The sequence below is a fragment of the Kluyvera georgiana ATCC 51603 genome (genome assembly GCF_001654985.1).
GTDB lineage: Bacteria > Pseudomonadota > Gammaproteobacteria > Enterobacterales > Enterobacteriaceae > Kluyvera > Kluyvera georgiana.
In genome coordinates this window covers 65,749-82,070 of record NZ_LXEU01000015.1, presented here as the reverse complement: position 1 = coordinate 82,070, position 16,322 = coordinate 65,749, and the positions used below count along the sequence as shown (strand labels likewise).

15 protein-coding genes are annotated in these 16,322 nt (G+C 56.7%); 11 read left to right on the top strand and 4 right to left on the bottom strand.

Going from position 1 to position 16,322, the window contains the following annotated elements; all coding sequences use genetic code 11:
* The first annotated feature begins 1 nt into the window (after position 1).
* The 7 genes from M989_RS03490 to M989_RS03460 all read left to right on the top strand — a co-directional run bounded on the left by M989_RS03490 (position 2) and on the right by M989_RS03460 (position 6,407).
* Complete coding sequence (locus tag M989_RS03490) at positions 2 to 817, top strand: HPr family phosphocarrier protein (protein ID WP_064542064.1); 816 nt, start codon at positions 2 to 4, stop codon at positions 815 to 817.
* A gap of 175 nt (positions 818 to 992) precedes the next feature.
* The gene (gene gatZ / locus M989_RS03485) at positions 993 to 2,264 is read left to right on the top strand and encodes a tagatose-bisphosphate aldolase subunit GatZ (RefSeq protein ID WP_064542062.1); all 1,272 of its coding nucleotides are present in this window, start codon (positions 993 to 995) and stop codon (positions 2,262 to 2,264) included.
* 14 nt (positions 2,265 to 2,278) lie between these two features.
* Positions 2,279 to 2,743: a PTS galactitol transporter subunit IIA gene (gatA, locus tag M989_RS03480; protein ID WP_064542059.1), complete on the top strand. Its 465-nt coding sequence runs from the start codon at positions 2,279 to 2,281 to the stop codon at positions 2,741 to 2,743.
* 29 nt (positions 2,744 to 2,772) lie between these two features.
* Positions 2,773 to 3,057, top strand: a complete 285-nt coding sequence (gene gatB, locus M989_RS03475) for a PTS galactitol transporter subunit IIB (protein WP_064542057.1) — start codon at positions 2,773 to 2,775, stop codon at positions 3,055 to 3,057.
* Positions 3,058 to 3,061: 4 nt separating this feature from the next.
* Positions 3,062 to 4,435, top strand: coding sequence for a galactitol-specific PTS transporter subunit IIC (locus tag M989_RS03470; protein ID WP_064542054.1), 1,374 nt, complete (start codon positions 3,062 to 3,064; stop codon positions 4,433 to 4,435).
* A 45-nt stretch (positions 4,436 to 4,480) separates the two neighbouring features.
* The gene (gene gatD, locus M989_RS03465) at positions 4,481 to 5,524 is read left to right on the top strand and encodes a galactitol-1-phosphate 5-dehydrogenase (protein ID WP_064542051.1); all 1,044 of its coding nucleotides are present in this window, start codon (positions 4,481 to 4,483) and stop codon (positions 5,522 to 5,524) included.
* A 109-nt stretch (positions 5,525 to 5,633) separates the two neighbouring features.
* On the top strand, positions 5,634 to 6,407 hold the full coding sequence (locus tag M989_RS03460) for a DeoR/GlpR family DNA-binding transcription regulator (protein WP_064542049.1): 774 nt from the start codon (positions 5,634 to 5,636) through the stop codon (positions 6,405 to 6,407).
* Positions 6,408 to 6,557: 150 nt separating this feature from the next.
* On the opposite strand, the gene rsmI is transcribed toward M989_RS03460, so the two are convergent.
* On the bottom strand, positions 6,558 to 7,421 hold the full coding sequence (gene rsmI, locus M989_RS03455; protein ID WP_064542046.1) for a 16S rRNA (cytidine(1402)-2'-O)-methyltransferase: 864 nt from the start codon (positions 7,419 to 7,421) through the stop codon (positions 6,558 to 6,560).
* Positions 7,422 to 7,483: 62 nt separating this feature from the next.
* On the opposite strand from rsmI, the gene M989_RS03450 reads away from it, so the two are divergent.
* From M989_RS03450 to dolP, 4 genes are read left to right on the top strand one after another with little or no spacing between them, the layout of a single operon-like run.
* Entirely contained in the window at positions 7,484 to 9,580 is a 2,097-nt protein-coding gene (locus M989_RS03450) for a penicillin-binding protein activator (protein WP_064542043.1), read from the top strand.
* Positions 9,538 to 9,927, top strand: coding sequence for a YraN family protein (locus tag M989_RS03445; RefSeq protein ID WP_064542039.1), 390 nt, complete (start codon positions 9,538 to 9,540; stop codon positions 9,925 to 9,927). The genes M989_RS03450 and M989_RS03445 overlap by 43 nt, the downstream gene beginning before the upstream one ends.
* Before the next feature lie 16 nt (positions 9,928 to 9,943).
* On the top strand, positions 9,944 to 10,534 hold the full coding sequence (gene diaA, locus M989_RS03440; RefSeq protein WP_064542037.1) for a DnaA initiator-associating protein DiaA: 591 nt from the start codon (positions 9,944 to 9,946) through the stop codon (positions 10,532 to 10,534).
* A gap of 9 nt (positions 10,535 to 10,543) precedes the next feature.
* Positions 10,544 to 11,119, top strand: coding sequence for a division/outer membrane stress-associated lipid-binding lipoprotein (gene dolP, locus M989_RS03435; RefSeq protein WP_064542035.1), 576 nt, complete (start codon positions 10,544 to 10,546; stop codon positions 11,117 to 11,119).
* Positions 11,120 to 11,141: 22 nt separating this feature from the next.
* On the opposite strand, the gene M989_RS03430 is transcribed toward dolP, so the two are convergent.
* The 3 genes from M989_RS03430 to M989_RS03420 form a co-directional block, all read right to left on the bottom strand.
* Positions 11,142 to 11,780: an NAD-dependent epimerase/dehydratase family protein gene (locus tag M989_RS03430; RefSeq protein ID WP_064542032.1), complete on the bottom strand. Its 639-nt coding sequence runs from the start codon at positions 11,778 to 11,780 to the stop codon at positions 11,142 to 11,144.
* A gap of 141 nt (positions 11,781 to 11,921) precedes the next feature.
* Entirely contained in the window at positions 11,922 to 15,065 is a 3,144-nt protein-coding gene (locus M989_RS03425) for a CusA/CzcA family heavy metal efflux RND transporter (protein ID WP_064542029.1), read from the bottom strand.
* Between the two features lie 10 nt (positions 15,066 to 15,075).
* On the bottom strand, positions 15,076 to 16,317 hold the full coding sequence (locus M989_RS03420; protein ID WP_064542515.1) for an efflux RND transporter periplasmic adaptor subunit: 1,242 nt from the start codon (positions 16,315 to 16,317) through the stop codon (positions 15,076 to 15,078).
* Positions 16,318 to 16,322 lie beyond the last annotated feature (5 nt).

Here is a 16,322-nt window from a genome sequence, read left to right as displayed (position 1 = left end):
TATGCAACTAACCCTTGCCGATATCCATTTCGATCATCAGATAAAAACGAAAGAGGATGCACTCGCCCATATTGTCGGCGTACTCACCGACGCCGGACATACCCGACCTGCGTACCTGCAAGGGATGCGCGATCGGGAGGAGCAAATCAGTACCTACCTGGGGAACGGCATTGCTATCCCCCATGGCACGCCACAAAGCCGCGACGCGGTACTGAAAACCGGGGTGAAAGTTCTGGCCTGCCCACAGGGTGTCGATTGGGGAGAAGCGCAGACAGCCTATCTGATTGTCGGCATTGCGGCACAGGACAACGAACATCTGGTTATTCTGCGCCAACTCACCCATGCGCTAGGAGACGATCGTGTTCCTGAAGCGCTCTCCCGCGCCGAGAATGCGCAGGCGGTGCTGAATATTCTCGCCGGAGAGATTACCCCTGCGGAAGGAGATTTCGTTGAGCCACCGCCGGTCTTCGATGAGGATGCAACCTTTACGCTCCGCAATCCCCATGGCCTCCATGCTCGTCCCAGCGCGGTGTTGGTGAAAGCGGTGAAGCAGTGGCAATCACAAATTCGTGTCGAAAATCTCGATACCCAGTCACCCATCGTGGACGCGAAGAATTTGATGCGTGTCGTCTCATTGGGCGCAAAACAGGGGCATAGGCTGCACTTTATGGCCAGTGGCGATGATGCTCATCAAGCGCTTCGAGCGATTGGCAGCGCCTTCGACGCCGGTCTTGGCGAAATCGCCGCCCAGCCACAACAAAGCGTTCAGCCTGGCGAGAAAGATCGCCGCAGTTGGCTATCCAGATTATTTAGTTAATTTTCATAATGTTAAAAACGCTCTGTCGTGAACGCCAGGGCGTTTTTTCATGCCTGACATCTCTGTTTTCCCTGTTATCACCCGTTTTTCAGAGAAAGATCACAAAACAAAATAAAGGCATTTGCGATAAAAACAAAACATAACGAATATATTCGAAATAAAACGGAGGTTTTAAATGAAAGATATAATTTCCAGACACAAAGCAGGCGAGCACATCGGCATCTGTTCCGTATGTTCCGCACATCCCCTGGTGATTGAAGCGGCATTACGTTTCGATCTCCACAGCGACCAAAAAGTACTAATTGAAGCCACCTCTAATCAGGTCAATCAGTTCGGTGGCTACACCGGCATGAAGCCAGCTGATTTCCGCGACTTCGTCCACAACATCGCACAAGAAGTGGGTTTCCCGCGTGACAGGCTGATCCTCGGCGGCGATCACCTCGGGCCAAACTGCTGGCAGGACGAAACCGCCACTGAGGCGATGGGGAAATCTGTCGACCTGATTAAAGCCTACGTCGCCGCCGGTTTTAGCAAAATCCACCTCGATGCATCCATGTCCTGCGCGGACGATCCCACCCCGCTCGACCCCGCCATTGTTGCCCAGCGCGCGGCCATTCTTTGCCAGGCAGCGGAAGAGACGGCAACCGATGACCAAAAACGCCAACTAACCTACGTTATCGGCACCGAGGTCCCAGTGCCTGGCGGCGAAGCCAGCACCATCGGCACCGTTCATGTGACACGTGAGGAAGACGCTGCGCGGACGCTGGAAACCCACGAAACAGCCTTCCGGGCATTGGGTCTTGAGGGGGCGCTTGAGCGCGTTATCGCCATCGTGGTTCAGCCAGGCGTGGAATTCGACCATACCCAAATTATTCACTATCAGCCGAATGCCGCCGAAGCGCTGTCAGCCTGGGTCAGAAAGACACCGATGGTCTATGAAGCGCACTCTACCGATTATCAGACGCGTCAGGCATACCGTTCATTGGTTCGAGACCACTACGCCATTCTGAAAGTGGGCCCCGCTCTCACCTTCGCCCTGCGTGAAGCCATCTTTGCGCTGGCGCAAATGGAAATTCAGCTGGTTTCCCCAGAACAACGCAGCCACGTACTGGAAGTGATTGATGAAGTCATGCTCAACGAGCCGGGCTACTGGAAAAAGTACTACCGTCCAACCTGGAGCCAAGCGATGGTCGATATCCATTTCAGCCTGTCCGACCGTATTCGCTATTACTGGCCGCATCCGCGTATCCGCCAAAGCGTAGAGAAGTTGATAACCAACCTTGATGGCGTATCTCTGCCGCTGGGGCTGATTAGCCAGTATCTGCCGATGCAGTTTGAGCGTCTGTCCACCGGCACCCTGACTGCCACCCCCCATAACCTCATCATCGACAAAATACAGGACGTTCTGCGCGCATACCGTTTCGGTTGCGTAGCCGAAGCCGCCTGATAAAAGGAGCCCCTATGAGCCAACTATTTGTCCGTACCAGAATTGAATTCAACACATGCCAGGAGGCACTGGCACACATTGGTGAGGAAATGCTGGCGAAAGGGGTGGTACACGACAGCTACCCGCAGGCGCTGCTTGAGCGAGAAGCCGTTTTCCCAACCGGGATAGCGCTGGAGCGCCATGCGGTTGCTATACCGCATTGCGAGGCGATGCACGCCAGATCGCCCGCTATTTATCTGATTCGCCCGGACAAGCCGGTGCATTTTCAGCAAGCAGATGATGACGCTGAAATTGGCGTCTCGTTGATTATCGCCCTGATAGTAGAAAACCCGACGGCGCAGCTGAAGTTACTGCGACGTCTATTTAGTGAGCTGCAAAACCCTAACGTCCTCGACGCCTTGCTGAGCACCCCTGATGGTGAGCTCGCAGCGTGTTTTCGGGAAGCAATCCTCGAGCCTGAGCTGTGCAATCAAGCTTGATAATAAACTGATAATAAAAGGAATACCCTATGAAACGTAAAGTCATTGTCGCCTGTGGCGGTGCCGTAGCTACCTCAACGATGGCCGCTGAAGAAATTAAAGAATTATGCGAAACCAACAACATCACGCTCGATCTCGTCCAGTGCCGGGTCACCGAAATTGAAACCTATATGGATGGTGCAGACCTGATCTGCACCACCGCCCGCGTTGACCGTACATTTGGCGATATTCCCGTTGTGCACGGTATGCCATTTGTTTCTGGAGTGGGAATCGAAGCGCTGCAACAAAAAATCCTGACTATCCTCGTGGGGTAACGGCATGTTTAGCGAAATAATGCGTTATATCCTCGACTTAGGCCCAACGGTCATGCTGCCGCTGGTGATCATCATCTTCTCTAAATTACTGGGGATGAAGCTCGGGGACTGCTTTAAATCCGGCCTGCATATCGGCATTGGCTTTGTCGGCATTGGGTTGGTCATCGGTTTGATGCTCGATTCCATCGGCCCTGCCGCAAAAGCGATGGCAGAACAGTTCCAGATAAACTTGCACGTGATCGACGTAGGTTGGCCGGGGTCTTCACCGATGACATGGGCATCACAAATTGCCCTCGTCGCTATTCCGGTGGCTATCGGCGTCAATATTCTAATGCTGGTCACCCGTATGACTCGCGTGGTGAACGTTGATATCTGGAATATCTGGCATATGACGTTTACCGGCGCCATGCTGCATCTGGCGACAGGCTCGTACTGGCTGGGGATCCTGGGCGTGGCGGTTCACGCGGCCTTCGTCTACAAACTGGGCGACTGGTTTGCCAAAGATACTCGAGACTTCTTTGGTCTTGATGGCATCGCTATTCCACACGGTTCTTCGGCCTGGTTTGGCCCCATTGCCGTCCTGGTGGACACCATCATAGATAAAGTCCCTGGGCTTAATCGTATTCACTTTAGCGCCGATGACGTTCAGAAACGCTTTGGTCCATTCGGCGAACCCGTGACCGTCGGTTTTATCATGGGTCTGGTTATCGGCATGCTCGCCGGTTACGACGTAAAAGCCGTGTTACAGCTAGCCGTTAAAACTGCCGCCGTCATGCTGCTGATGCCGCGCGTCATCAAGCCGATTATGGACGGCTTAACGCCGATTGCAAAACACGCACGTAAACGCTTACAAGCAAAATTTGGCGGCCAGGAGTTCTTAATCGGCCTCGACCCTGCGCTGCTGTTAGGCCATACCTCCGTGGTCTCGGCCAGCCTGATTTTTATCCCGCTGACCATTCTGATTGCCGTGCTGGTGCCGGGTAATCAGGTACTGCCGTTCGGTGACCTCGCGACCATTGGCTTCTTTGTCGCAATGGCCGTTGCCGTGCATCAGGGCAATCTGTTCCGCACGCTGATATCGGGCGTCATCATTATGGGCATCACGCTGTGGATTGCCACCCAAACTATTGGCCTGCATACCCAGCTTGCCGCTAACGCCGGAGCACTTAAAGCCGGTGGCCAGGTTGCCTCGCTGGATCAGGGCGGTTCACCTATTACCTGGCTGCTGATCCAACTGTTTACCTGGCAAAACCTGGTGGGTTTCCTGGTTATTGGTGTCATCTACCTGCTTGGTGTCGTACTGACATGGCGCCGGGCTCGTAGCTTTGTCGCCACGGAAAAAGCCGCTGCCGCGCAGCAAAGCCAGACCGTGTCTTAACTTCCGGGGGGCTTTTGCCCCCCATTTCACTTTATGGAGATTGTTATGAAATCAGTGGTGATTCACGCTGAAGGAGACGTGCGCGTTGAAGAACGCCCGATGCCAACCCTGAAGAATGATGACGATGTACTGGTCAAGGTTATCTGCTCTGGGCTTTGCGGTTCAGACATCCCACGTATTTTCGCCAAAGGTGCGCACTATTATCCAATAACGCTGGGACATGAATTCAGCGGCTACGTTGAATCCTACGGTCCTGCCGTCACCGATATGCAGCCTGGTGATGCTGTTGCTTGCGTCCCGCTGCTCCCCTGCTTTGACTGTCCGCAGTGCGCACGCGGCTACTTCTCACTGTGTAAACAGTATCAGTTTGTCGGTTCGCGCAGCGAAGGTGGCAACGCGGAATACGTGGTTGTCAGACGAGCGAACCTTTTCCGTCTGCCGAGCGAAATGTCGATTGATGACGGCGCGTTTATTGAGCCGATTACCGTTGGCCTGCATGCGTTCCACCTGGCGCAGGGCTGCGCGGGGAAAAACGTGATTATCATTGGTGCAGGGACGATTGGCCTGCTGGCATTGCAGTGCGCCCGAGAGCTGGGTGCCAAAAGCGTTACCGCCATCGACATCAACCCGCAAAAACTGGAGCTGGCCAAAAAACTGGGCGCAACACACGTGTTCAATAGCCGGGAGATGGACGGAAAGGCTATCCAGACGGCGCTTGAGGGAATTCAGTTTGACCATTTAGTACTGGAAACAGCGGGAACACCACAAACCGTTGCGCTTGCAATTGAAGCTGCTGGCCCTCGCGCACAGTTGGCTTTAGTCGGTACGCTGCATCACGACCTGACGTTACCTTCCGCTACTTTTGGCCAGATCCTGCGTAAAGAACTATCGCTAATTGGCATTTGGATGAACTACTCCGCGCCGTGGCCGGGCGAGGAATGGGAAACGGCAGCCAGACTGCTGGCTGAGAAGCGTATCCAGCTCGCTCCGCTGATTGCGCATCAAGGCGATGCGGAAAGTTTTTCTCGTGAAGTTCAGGCGCTCAACGGCGCGCCAATGCAGGGAAAAATTCTGCTGAAACTGGCATAACGCTTGAGCCAGCAATCAGAGCTGGCTCACATTACCTTTCGAAAATTACCGTATAACTTTCACTAACCTTCGTTTAAACTAACTTCAGTTAATTATCAGGCAAATTAATATGAATTCATTTGAACGAAGGAACAAAATCGTCGATATGGTAAATACGCAGGGTAGCGTCCTGGTATTAGACCTTTCGAATCTCTTTGGTATTTCTGAAGTCACCATCCGCGCAGACCTTCGTCTGCTGGAAGAAAAAGGCCTGCTGACCCGATTTCACGGTGGTGCAGCCCGGCCTGGCAGCAATCTGGCCGAAAGCGATAATCAGGAAGTGATACTTGAAGATCGCTACCAGCTCGCCAGCGACCCTAAGAAGCGGATTGCCAAAGCCGCCGCCGCACTCATCAAGGAAGGGATGACGATCATTCTCGACAGTGGCAGCACTACGCTACTGATAGCTGAAGAGCTGGTGAATATGAACAATATCACCGTCATCACCAACAGTCTGCCAGCGGCCTTTACGTTATCGGATAACAAAGATATTACACTGGTCGTCTGTGGCGGCACGGTGCGACACAAAACGCACTCTATGCACGGCACTATCGCCGAGCGCTCGCTACAGGGCATTTTCGCCGACCTGATGTTTGTCGGTGCTGACGGCATTGATGCGACCAACGGCATCACAACCTTTAACGAAGGGTATTCGATCAGCAGCGTTATGGCTGCCGCGGCACACAAAGTGATTGCCGTTCTGGACGCCACCAAATTTAACCGCCGCGGGTTTAATCAGGTGCTGCCAATGGAGAAGATCCATTGCGTCATGACCGACAGCGAGATTGCCGAGTCAGATATCGCTGCGCTGGCAGAGACGGGCGTCGAACTAGAGATTGTATAAGTCATGCCTATAAAGAGCTGAACGGTAGGCCTGATAAGGCGTTTACGCCGCCATCCGGCAATTTGCGTGAATTCTGCCGGATGGCGCTTCGCTTATCCGGCCTACATTACCGGATATTGAGCACTCACTGGGTGGGCAACAAGAGGCACCTTACTCCCCCTGCTGTTCCAGCGCATACTTATACAGCGCATTCTTCTTCACGCCGTGGATCTCCGCCGCTAACGCCGCCGCTTTCTTCAACGGTAGCTCAGCCTGCAACAGCGCCAGCGTACGCAGCGCATCGGCGGGCAGTTCGTCGTCCTGGGCTTTATGGCCTTCGACAATCAGCACCATCTCGCCTTTGCGACGGTTTTCATCTTCTTTGACCCACGCCAGCAGTTCGCCGACCGGCGCGCCGTGGATGGTTTCCCAGGTTTTGGTCAGCTCGCGCGCCAGCACCACGTAGCGGGATTCGCCCCATACGGCGACCATATCCTCCAGACTGTCGAGCAGACGGTGGGTGGATTCGTAGAAAATTAGCGTGCGCGGCTCGGCTTCAATCGCCTTCAGCGCGTCACGACGGCCTTTGGACTTCGCCGGTAAGAAACCTTCATAGCAAAAACGATCGGACGGCAGACCGGCGGCGCTGAGCGCGGCAATCGCGGCGCACGGGCCAGGCAGCGGCACGACGCGAATCCCTGCTTCACGGCAGGTACGCACCAGGTGATAGCCAGGATCGTTGATCAGCGGCGTCCCCGCGTCAGAAACCAGCGCAATGTTCTGACCCTCTTTCAGCTTCGCCACCAGCGTCTCGGCTTTTTGTTGCTCATTGTGATCGTGTAAAGCAAACAAACGGGCGTTAATCGCGAAATGTTGCAGCAATAAACCGGTGTGCCGCGTGTCTTCAGCCGCAATTAAATCAACAGCTTGCAATACTTCGAGCGCTCGTTGGGTAATATCAGCCAAATTTCCGATAGGAGTAGGTACAATAAAGAGTTGGCCTTGAGAATTATCCGCCGATTCGTGTTGTTTCATTGTTTCGTCCGTATTGCCGATTTAATATTGAGCATTGCGTAAAAAATATCACTGGATACAGAATGGTACCCTCAACATTTTCTCGTATGAAAGCCGCGCGTTGTCTGCCGGTTGTCCTGGCTGCGCTGATTTTCGCAGGCTGTGGAATCCAGCAACCTGCCGATCAGAGCGCCGCCCAGCTTCAGGGCGCGACGCAGGCTGACTCCGGCTTTTACCTGCAGCAGATGCAGCAAAGCTCGAATGATAGCAAGACCAACTGGCAATTACTCGCCATTCGTGCACTGCTGAAAGAAGGTAAAAGCCAGCAGGCGCTGGAACTGTACAACCAGCTGCCGAAAGAACTGAACGCCGTTCAGCGTCAGGAACAGTCTCTGCTGGCCGTTGAAATCAAGCTTGCGCAGAAAGATTACGCCGGTGCTCAGGCGCTGCTGCAGCCGCTGAAGGCCGATGATTTCGACAGCGTTCGCCAGGCTCGCTTCTGGCAGGATACTATCATCGCCGAGCAGGGTAAGCCCTCTCTGACGCTGCTGCGTGCCCTGATTGCTCAGGCGCCGCTGTTGACCACCCAGCAGGAAAAACAACAGAACAGCGACGCCACCTGGCAAGCGCTCTCCGCCATGACCCAGCAGCAAGCCAACGCGCTGGTGATCAACGCCGATGAGAACGATCTGCAAGGCTGGCTGGATCTGCAACGCATGTGGTTTGATAACCGTAACGATCCGGACATGCTGAAGGCAGGCATCAAAGACTGGCAGACGCGCTATCCACAGAACCCGGGCGCGAAGGTTCTGCCATCGCAACTGGCCAACGTGCAGAACTTCAAACCGGCATCGGTCAATAAAATCGCTCTGCTGCTGCCGTTAAGCGGCCAGGCATCGGTCTTTGGCCGCACCATTCAGCAAGGCTTTGAAGCCGCGAAAAACGGTGCCACGCCGGTTAACGGTAGCGCCGTCCCGGAACAGGTTGCTCAGGCGGCCTCCACGTCCGTCGTCAGCCCGTCACAGGCTGAAATCAGCGATCTGACCAGCCCACAAACCCAGGCGCCGGTACAGGCATCGGCCACCGATGCGCCGGTTCAGGCCGCAGCACAGCCGGAAGAAGCCGCTGAACAGGCGACTACAGCACCAACGGCAGCGCCAGCGCCTGCTCCACAGCCGCAGGCCGTTGCCAGCGTGGCGGCGAATCCCTCTGCCGAGCTGAAAATCTACGACACCTCTTCTCAGCCGTTAAACCAGATTCTGGCGCAGGCGCAGCAGGACGGCGTTAGCCTGGTGGTCGGCCCGCTGCTGAAAAACAATGTCGACGAGATGCTGAAAAGCAACACGACACTCAACGTGCTGGCGCTTAATCAGCCGGAGTCGGTGACGAGCCGCGCTAATATCTGCTACTTCGCCCTGTCGCCGGAAGATGAAGCTCGCGACGCCGCACGCCACATTCACGACCAGGGTAAACAGTCGCCGCTGCTGCTGGTGCCACGTAACGCGCTCGGTGAACGCGTCACTCAGGCCTTTGCCGATGAATGGCGTCAACTGGGCGGCGGTACCGTACTGCAACAGAAATTTGGTTCACTCTCTGAACTGCGCGGCGGCGTCAACGGCGGCTCCGGCATCTCGCTGTCGGGTACACCGGTGGCCTCAACCCAGTCGCAGCCGCAGAGCGTCACCATCGGCGGGCTGACCATTCCGGCCGCGCCAACCGATGCGCAAATCACCGGCAGCAGCAAAGTCGATGCCGCCTATATTCTGGCAACACCGGAAGAAATCGCCTTTATCAAGCCGATGATCGCGATGCGTAACGGCAGCCAGAGCGGTGCGATGCTGTACGCCAGCTCGCGCAGCGCGCAGGGGACCGCTGGCCCGGATTTCCGTCTGGAGATGGAAGGTTTACAGTACAGCGAGATCCCGATGCTGGCTGGCAGCAACCCGGCGCTGATGCAGCAGGCGCTGCGTGCGGTCAACAACGACTACTCGCTGGCCCGCCTGTACGCGATGGGCGTTGACGCCTGGGCGCTGGCCAATCATTTCTCTCAGATGCGCGGCGTACCGGGCTTTGAGCTGAACGGCAATACCGGCGATCTGAGCGCCAACCAGGACTGCGTGATTAACAGGAAGTTATCATGGCTCAAATACCAGCAGGGGCAAATCGTCCCGGCAAGCTAACCACGAAACAGACCGGTGATGCCGCAGAACTGCGCGCGCGTCGCTGGCTGGAGCGTCAGGGGCTATGCTTTATCGCCGCCAACGTGCATGAGCGCGGCGGCGAAATCGATCTGATTATGCGCGAAGGGGCGGTGACGGTATTTGTTGAAGTGCGTTACCGCGCGTCCAGTACGTTTGGCGGCGCAGCCGCCAGCGTGACCCGCAGCAAACAGAACAAACTGTTACAGACTGCCCGTTTGTGGCTCGCCCGCCACAATGGGAGTTTTGACACTGTGGATTGCCGTTTCGATGTGGTAGCCTTCACGGGCAATGAGATCGAATGGTTTCAAAACGCTTTTAGCTTATAGAATGTAAAGGGATATCGTGCTCGAAAGAATCAAAGTGTGCTTCACTGAAAGCATCCAGACCCAAATCGCCGCGGCGGAAGCGCTCCCGGACGCTATCTCGCGAGCTGCGATGACCCTGGTACAATCGCTGCTTAACGGCAACAAAATTCTCTGTTGTGGTAACGGTTCATCCGCGGCCAATGCACAGCATTTTGCGGCCTGCATGATTAACCGTTATGAAACTGAGCGTCCCGGTTTACCCGCGATTGCACTTAATACCGATAACGTGGTCTTAACGGCAATCGCCAACGATCGCCTGCATGATGAAATCTATGCCAAGCAGGTGCGCGCGTTGGGTCATGCTGGCGATGTGCTGCTGGCCATCTCTACGCGCGGCAACAGCCGCGATATCGTGAAAGCGGTTGAAGCCGCCGTGACCCGCGACATGACCATCGTGGCCCTGACGGGCTATGACGGCGGCGAGCTGGCCGGTTTACTGGGCCAGCAGGATGTGGAAATTCGCATCCCGTCGCACCGCAGCGCGCGCATTCAGGAAATGCACATGCTTACGGTGAACTGTCTGTGCGATTTAATTGATAACACCCTTTTCCCACACCAGGACGACTAAGGAGAACACATGAAGGTAATTTCGACCCTCGCGGTCCTTATTTCCGCACTGCTGCTCCAGGGATGCATTGCCGCCGCCGTTGTTGGCACCGCGGCAGTGGGGACCAAAGCCGCAACAGACCCGCGCACGGTGGGAACTCAGGTGGACGACAGCACGCTGGAAGTTCGCGTCAACAGCGCATTGTCGAAGGATGAACAGATTAAGAAAGAAGCGCGTATCAACGTGACCGCATATCAGGGCAAAGTGCTGCTGACCGGTCAGGCGCCAGACCTCAGCCTCGCGACCCGCGCGAAGCAGATTGCCGTTGGCGTTGATGGGGCCACCGAAGTGTTTAACGAGGTCCGTCAGGGCCAGCCGATTAGCCTGGGCACCTCTTCGTCAGACACCTGGATAACCACCAAAGTCCGCTCGCAGCTGTTGACCAGCGATCAGGTGAAATCCTCGAACGTGAAGGCCACCACTGAGAACGGTGAAGTGTTCCTGATGGGCCTGGTGACCGACCGTGAAGGCAAAGCCGCGGCCGATATCGCCAGCCGCGTGAGCGGCGTGAAGCGCGTTACCACCGCGTTTACCTACATTCAGTAATCCGCACCATGGCCCGGCGAATTCACTGTCGGGCCATTTCTCTTAGCTGACGCGACGACAAAATTGTCACCGGGGATACGCCCGGATTCTTTGCCGTGCTCAGCATGGCTTTCGCCACATCCAGTGCTGCAATCGACTTCCAGTTTCCCGGCAGCAAACTAAACAGCGGTGCCAACAGGCGCTCGTTTAAGCGCGGCGTACCGCGTTCGCCCAGCAGCATTGAAGGGCGAGCCAGGGTGAGCCGCGGCCAGCCTTGTTCAATCAGCGCCGATTCCATCTGACCTTTCACACGGTTATAGAAAAACGGTGAATTCGCGTTTGCCCCCATCGCGCTCACCACCAGCAGCTGCTGCGCGCCAAGGCGTAAACCGGTCTGAGCCGTTTCCAACACCAGATCGTAGTCGACATGGCTGAACGCGGCCTTTGAGCCCGCATCGCGTATCGTGGTGCCAAGGCAGCAAAATACGCTATCGATGGGTGAGGTGACCTGCGCGAGCGCGGCACTGAGATCCGGGTCATGCGGATTCTCAATGCCGAATGCGTGCTCCAGCGGATGGCGCGTAGGCGCAACGATCGATTCCACCTGCGCCTCGCGGCGCAGCAGATTAAGTAAGTGCCCACCAACAAGGCCAGTGGCACCGGTAATGAGGACGTGATGCATAAGGGTCTCCCTATTCCCCTGATATCGAAGGGTTCACCGCGCGTAGGCCGGATAAGGCGTTTACGCCGCCATCCGGCAATGTGCTCCGTGATTGCCTGATGGCGCTGCGCTTATCAGGCCTACGCGCGTCAACCGCACACCTTATCGGCTGCGTTTGTGGCGATACAGCCATATCAATTTATAGGCAGCCGGAATGATAAACAACGACAGCAGCGGCGCGGTAATCATCCCGCCAATCATCGGCGCGGCAATACGGCTCATCACTTCTGAGCCCGCGCCCGTCCCCCACAGTATGGGCAATAACCCGGCAATAATCACGGCGACGGTCATTGCTTTTGGCCGCACGCGCAGCACCGCACCGTGATACAGCGCGTCGTCCAGCCCCTGCTCGGTGAAGGTTTCCGCGCGCTGGAGCTTAGGATCGGCCTCAACGGCGTGGCGCAAATACATCAGCATCACCACGCCAAACTCCGCGGCGACCCCGGCCAGAGCGATAAACCCGGTACCGGTCGCCACCGACATATGAAACGCCTGCCAGTAGAGGAACCAGATCCCACCCACCAGCGCAAACGGCAGGCTCATCAGAATCAGCACCGCTTCCTCCGCCCGACGGAAAGCCAGATAGAGCAGAATGAAGATAATCATTACCGTCATTGGCACCATCAACTTGAGCTTCTTATTGGCGTGCTCCAGCAGTTCAAACTGCCCGGAGAAGGCCACGCTGGTGCCTGGCTTCAGGATCACATTCTGGCTAATGGCCGTTTGCAGGTCATGCACCACCGAAACCATATCGCGGTCGCGCGCGTCGATGTAGATCCAGCTCGCCGGGCGGGCGTTTTCCGTTTTCAGCATCGTCGGCCCGGATACCACCTGGACTTTCGCCACGTCGCCCAGCGTGATCTGCTGCCTGGCGGGCGTCAGAATTGGCAGCTGGCGTAAGGCCGTCGGGCCGTCGCGGAAACCTTGCGGGTAGCGAATGTTGATCGGGTAACGCGCTACCCCCTCGACGGTTTCGCCCACCATCGCTCCGCCAATCGCCGACGAAACGAACAGCTGCACATCGCCCACGGTCATGCCGTAACGTGCGGCTTTCTGCCGGTCAATATCGACATCGATATAGCGCCCGCCTTCCAGCCGCTCCGCCAGTGCGGAGACAACGCCGGGCACCGTTTTCGCCACGGTTTCAATGCGCTGCGCCGCGTCGTCGATGTCTGCCAACGAAGTGCCCGAAACTTTAATGCCAATCGGGCTTTTGATACCGGTCGAGAGCATATCAATGCGGTTACGAATCGGCGGCACCCACAGGTTCGCCAGCCCCGGCAGACGCACGGTGGCATCCAGCTCATCGATGATTTTGTCGAGGGTCATCCCTGGCCGCCACTGGTCCTGCGGCTTGAGCTGGATGGTGGTTTCAATCATCTCCAGCGGCGCGGAGTCGGTTGCGGTTTCCGCTTTCCCGGCTTTGCCAAACACCGACGCCACCTCCGGCACCGTTTTAATCAACTTGTCGGTTTGCTGTAGCAACACCGCCGCCTGCCCCGGCGAGATACCCGGCAGCGTCGAGGGCATATACAGCAGATCGCCTTCGTTGATCTTCGGCAGAAACTCGCCGCCCACCTTGCTCAGCGGCCAGATAACGGTAAACATCGACAGCACGGCGACCAGCAGCGTCAGCTTCGGCCACTTCAGCACCTTCAGCAGCAGCGGGTGATAAAGGGCAATCAGAAAACGGTTTAACGGGTTGCGCGATTCTGCCGGAATTTTCCCCTTAATCCAGAACCCCATCAGGATCGGAATCACCACAATCGCCAGCGCCGCCGCCCCGGCCATGGCGTAGGTTTTGGTAAACGCCAGCGGGCCAAACAGTCGCCCTTCCTGGCCTTCCAGCGTAAAGATGGGAATAAACGACAGGGTGATAATCAGCAGGCTGATAAACAGCGCCGGCCCCACCTCGACCGCCGCATCGGTAATCTCTTTCCAGCGCGTGGCGTTGTCCATTGGTTCATCGGGATGCGCTTCCTGCCAGTGCTCCAGCCGCTTGTGGGCGTTTTCAATCATCACGATCGCCGCGTCCACCATCGCCCCTACCGCGATAGCGATGCCGCCAAGCGACATGATGTTAGCGTTCAGCCCCTGGAAGTGCATGACGATAAAGGCAATGCACAGCCCCAGCGGCAGCGAGACGATCGCCACCAGCGCCGAACGCACGTGCCAGAGAAACAGCGCGCAAACCACCGCCACCACGATAAATTCTTCAATCAGCTTTGAACGCAGGTTATCGATCGCGCGGTCAATCAGCTGGCTGCGGTCGTAGGTCGTGACGACTTCAACGCCTTCCGGCAGGCTTTTTTGCAGCGTGGCGAGCTTCTCTTTCACCGCCGTAATCACTTCACGAGCATTCTTACCAGAACGCAGCAGCACCACGCCGCCCGCCACTTCACCTTCGCCGTTCAGTTCGGCGATACCGCGGCGCATTTCCGGGCCAATCTGTACCCGCGCGACATCTTTCAGATAGATCGGTACGCCGTTATCCCCGGCTTTCAGGACGATATGGTTAAAGTCTTCCAGGCTTTTCAGGTAGCCGGTGGCGCGCACCATGTATTCCGCTTCGGCGATTTCAACCGATGAACCGCCCGCTTCCTGATTCGAGGTGCTGAGCGCCTGCTTAACCTCTCCAAGACTGATGCCGTATTGGGCGAGCTTCATCGGGTCGACCTGCACCTGATACTGCTTCACCACGCCGCCCACAGACGCCACTTCGGCAACGTTAGGGATGGTTTTCAGCTCGTACTTCAGGAACCAGTCCTGCAACGAACGCAGCTCGGCGAGATCGTGCTTGCCGCTTTTGTCCACCAGCGCGTACTCAAAGATCCAGCCGACGCCGGTGGCGTCCGGCCCAATCTCGGAGCTGACGCCCTGCGGCAGCTTACCCTGCACCTGATTGAGGTACTCCAGCACGCGCGATCGCGCCCAGTACAGATCCGTCCCGTCTTCAAAAATGACGTACACGTAGGAATCGCCGAACTGTGAGAAGCCGCGCACGGTCTTCGCCCCCGGCACGGACAGCATGGTGGTGGTCAGCGGGTAGGTGACCTGATTTTCCACAATCTGCGGCGCCTGTCCCGGATAGCTGGTTTTGACAATCACCTGAACATCAGAGAGATCCGGCAGCGCATCCACCGGCGTATTGACGATCGTCCAGCCGCCCCAGACGCTGAGAAACAGTACCCCCATCATCACCAGAAAACGGTTGGCGACCGAACGCCGGATAATCCATTCAATCATCACCGTCTCCTTAATGCCCGGCATGAGGGTCAGCGGTATGCCGCATACGATCCAACGCGCCGCTGATATTGGCTTCGGAGTCAATCAGGAACAGCCCGTTCAGCACCACCGACTCTCCTTCCGCCAGGCCGCTGGCCACGCCCGTCTGCTGCTGTGACGCATGCAGCACCTGAATTTTCTTCGGCACAAATTCACCGTTGCTGGCCACGGTAATCACCCGCTGTTCATCGCCGGTATCGATCACCGCCTGCGATGGAATCAGCAGCATTTCGTCGCTTTGCGTGTTCAGCTTCAGGTAGGCATTCATCCCCGGCTTCAGCAGTTCGTCCGGGTTGTTAACCTGCATACGCACCTGCACGGTACGGGTGGTTTGATCGACGCTGGGCAAAATGGACCATTTCTGGATCGGGAAGGTTTTATCGGGATAGGCCGGGATCGCCACCCTGAACTGCGTCGAATCCTTCAGCAGCCAGGCCGTAGATTCCGGTACAGCGGCGCTGATCCACACCGGATCCATACCCTGTATCTGCGCCACGACGTTATCTTTGGCGATGTTCATTCCGCTTTTCAGACTAAAGGCGGTGAGCACACCGTCAATCGGCGCGTTGAGAGTAAAGCGCGTTTGTACCCGGCGGGTCGTGCGCATCCGCTGGATGTCCGACTCCGGCATCCCCGCCAGACGCAGCCGTTCCAGCACGCCCTCCAGCTGGGTTGCCGTACCGCCGGAGCTGACCAGCAGCAGATATTCGCTCTGCGCCTCCACCCACGATGGAATCGTCACTTCCACCAGCGGCGTGCCTTTGCGTACCTTGTCACCGACCGTAAGCGGATACACCTTCTCGATAAAGCCTTCGGCGCGCGCTTGCACAATAACGAACTGGTATTCGTTATAGCTGACGTTCGCCGGCAGCGTCTGGCTGTAGGTCAGACGCCCTTTCGTCACCGGCGCGGTACGCATGCCCAGATTGTGCACCTGAGTGGGATCGATACGTACGCCATTCGTGGAAGTCTCACCCCCTTCATCGGCGTACTTGGCCACCAGGTCCATATCCATAAACGGCGATTTGCCCGGTTTATCGAAACGCACATCGGGCTTCATCGGATCGTACCAGTAGAGCACTTTACGCTCGGCTGGCTCGGCCTTAACCTGCGCGTCAGGGGCCGTCAGGCGGCTTATCGCCGCCGTTGCCAGCCCGCCAATCAGCAGACTACAGACGATCGCCGCGCTATATTTTAATTGAGTTTTTGTCATGGCCA

Coding starts and splice junctions, on each gene's coding strand:
- M989_RS03490 (WP_064542064.1), top strand. CDS start 2: ATGCAACTAACCCTTGCCGATATCCATTTCGATCATCAGATAAAAACG.
- gatZ (WP_064542062.1), top strand. CDS start 993: ATGAAAGATATAATTTCCAGACACAAAGCAGGCGAGCACATCGGCATC.
- gatA (WP_064542059.1), top strand. CDS start 2,279: ATGAGCCAACTATTTGTCCGTACCAGAATTGAATTCAACACATGCCAG.
- gatB (WP_064542057.1), top strand. CDS start 2,773: ATGAAACGTAAAGTCATTGTCGCCTGTGGCGGTGCCGTAGCTACCTCA.
- M989_RS03470 (WP_064542054.1), top strand. CDS start 3,062: ATGTTTAGCGAAATAATGCGTTATATCCTCGACTTAGGCCCAACGGTC.
- gatD (WP_064542051.1), top strand. CDS start 4,481: ATGAAATCAGTGGTGATTCACGCTGAAGGAGACGTGCGCGTTGAAGAA.
- M989_RS03460 (WP_064542049.1), top strand. CDS start 5,634: ATGAATTCATTTGAACGAAGGAACAAAATCGTCGATATGGTAAATACG.
- rsmI (WP_064542046.1), bottom strand. CDS start 7,421: ATGAAACAACACGAATCGGCGGATAATTCTCAAGGCCAACTCTTTATT.
- M989_RS03450 (WP_064542043.1), top strand. CDS start 7,484: ATGGTACCCTCAACATTTTCTCGTATGAAAGCCGCGCGTTGTCTGCCG.
- M989_RS03445 (WP_064542039.1), top strand. CDS start 9,538: ATGGCTCAAATACCAGCAGGGGCAAATCGTCCCGGCAAGCTAACCACG.
- dolP (WP_064542035.1), top strand. CDS start 10,544: ATGAAGGTAATTTCGACCCTCGCGGTCCTTATTTCCGCACTGCTGCTC.
- M989_RS03430 (WP_064542032.1), bottom strand. CDS start 11,780: ATGCATCACGTCCTCATTACCGGTGCCACTGGCCTTGTTGGTGGGCAC.
- M989_RS03425 (WP_064542029.1), bottom strand. CDS start 15,065: ATGATTGAATGGATTATCCGGCGTTCGGTCGCCAACCGTTTTCTGGTG.
- M989_RS03420 (WP_064542515.1), bottom strand. CDS start 16,317: ATGACAAAAACTCAATTAAAATATAGCGCGGCGATCGTCTGTAGTCTG.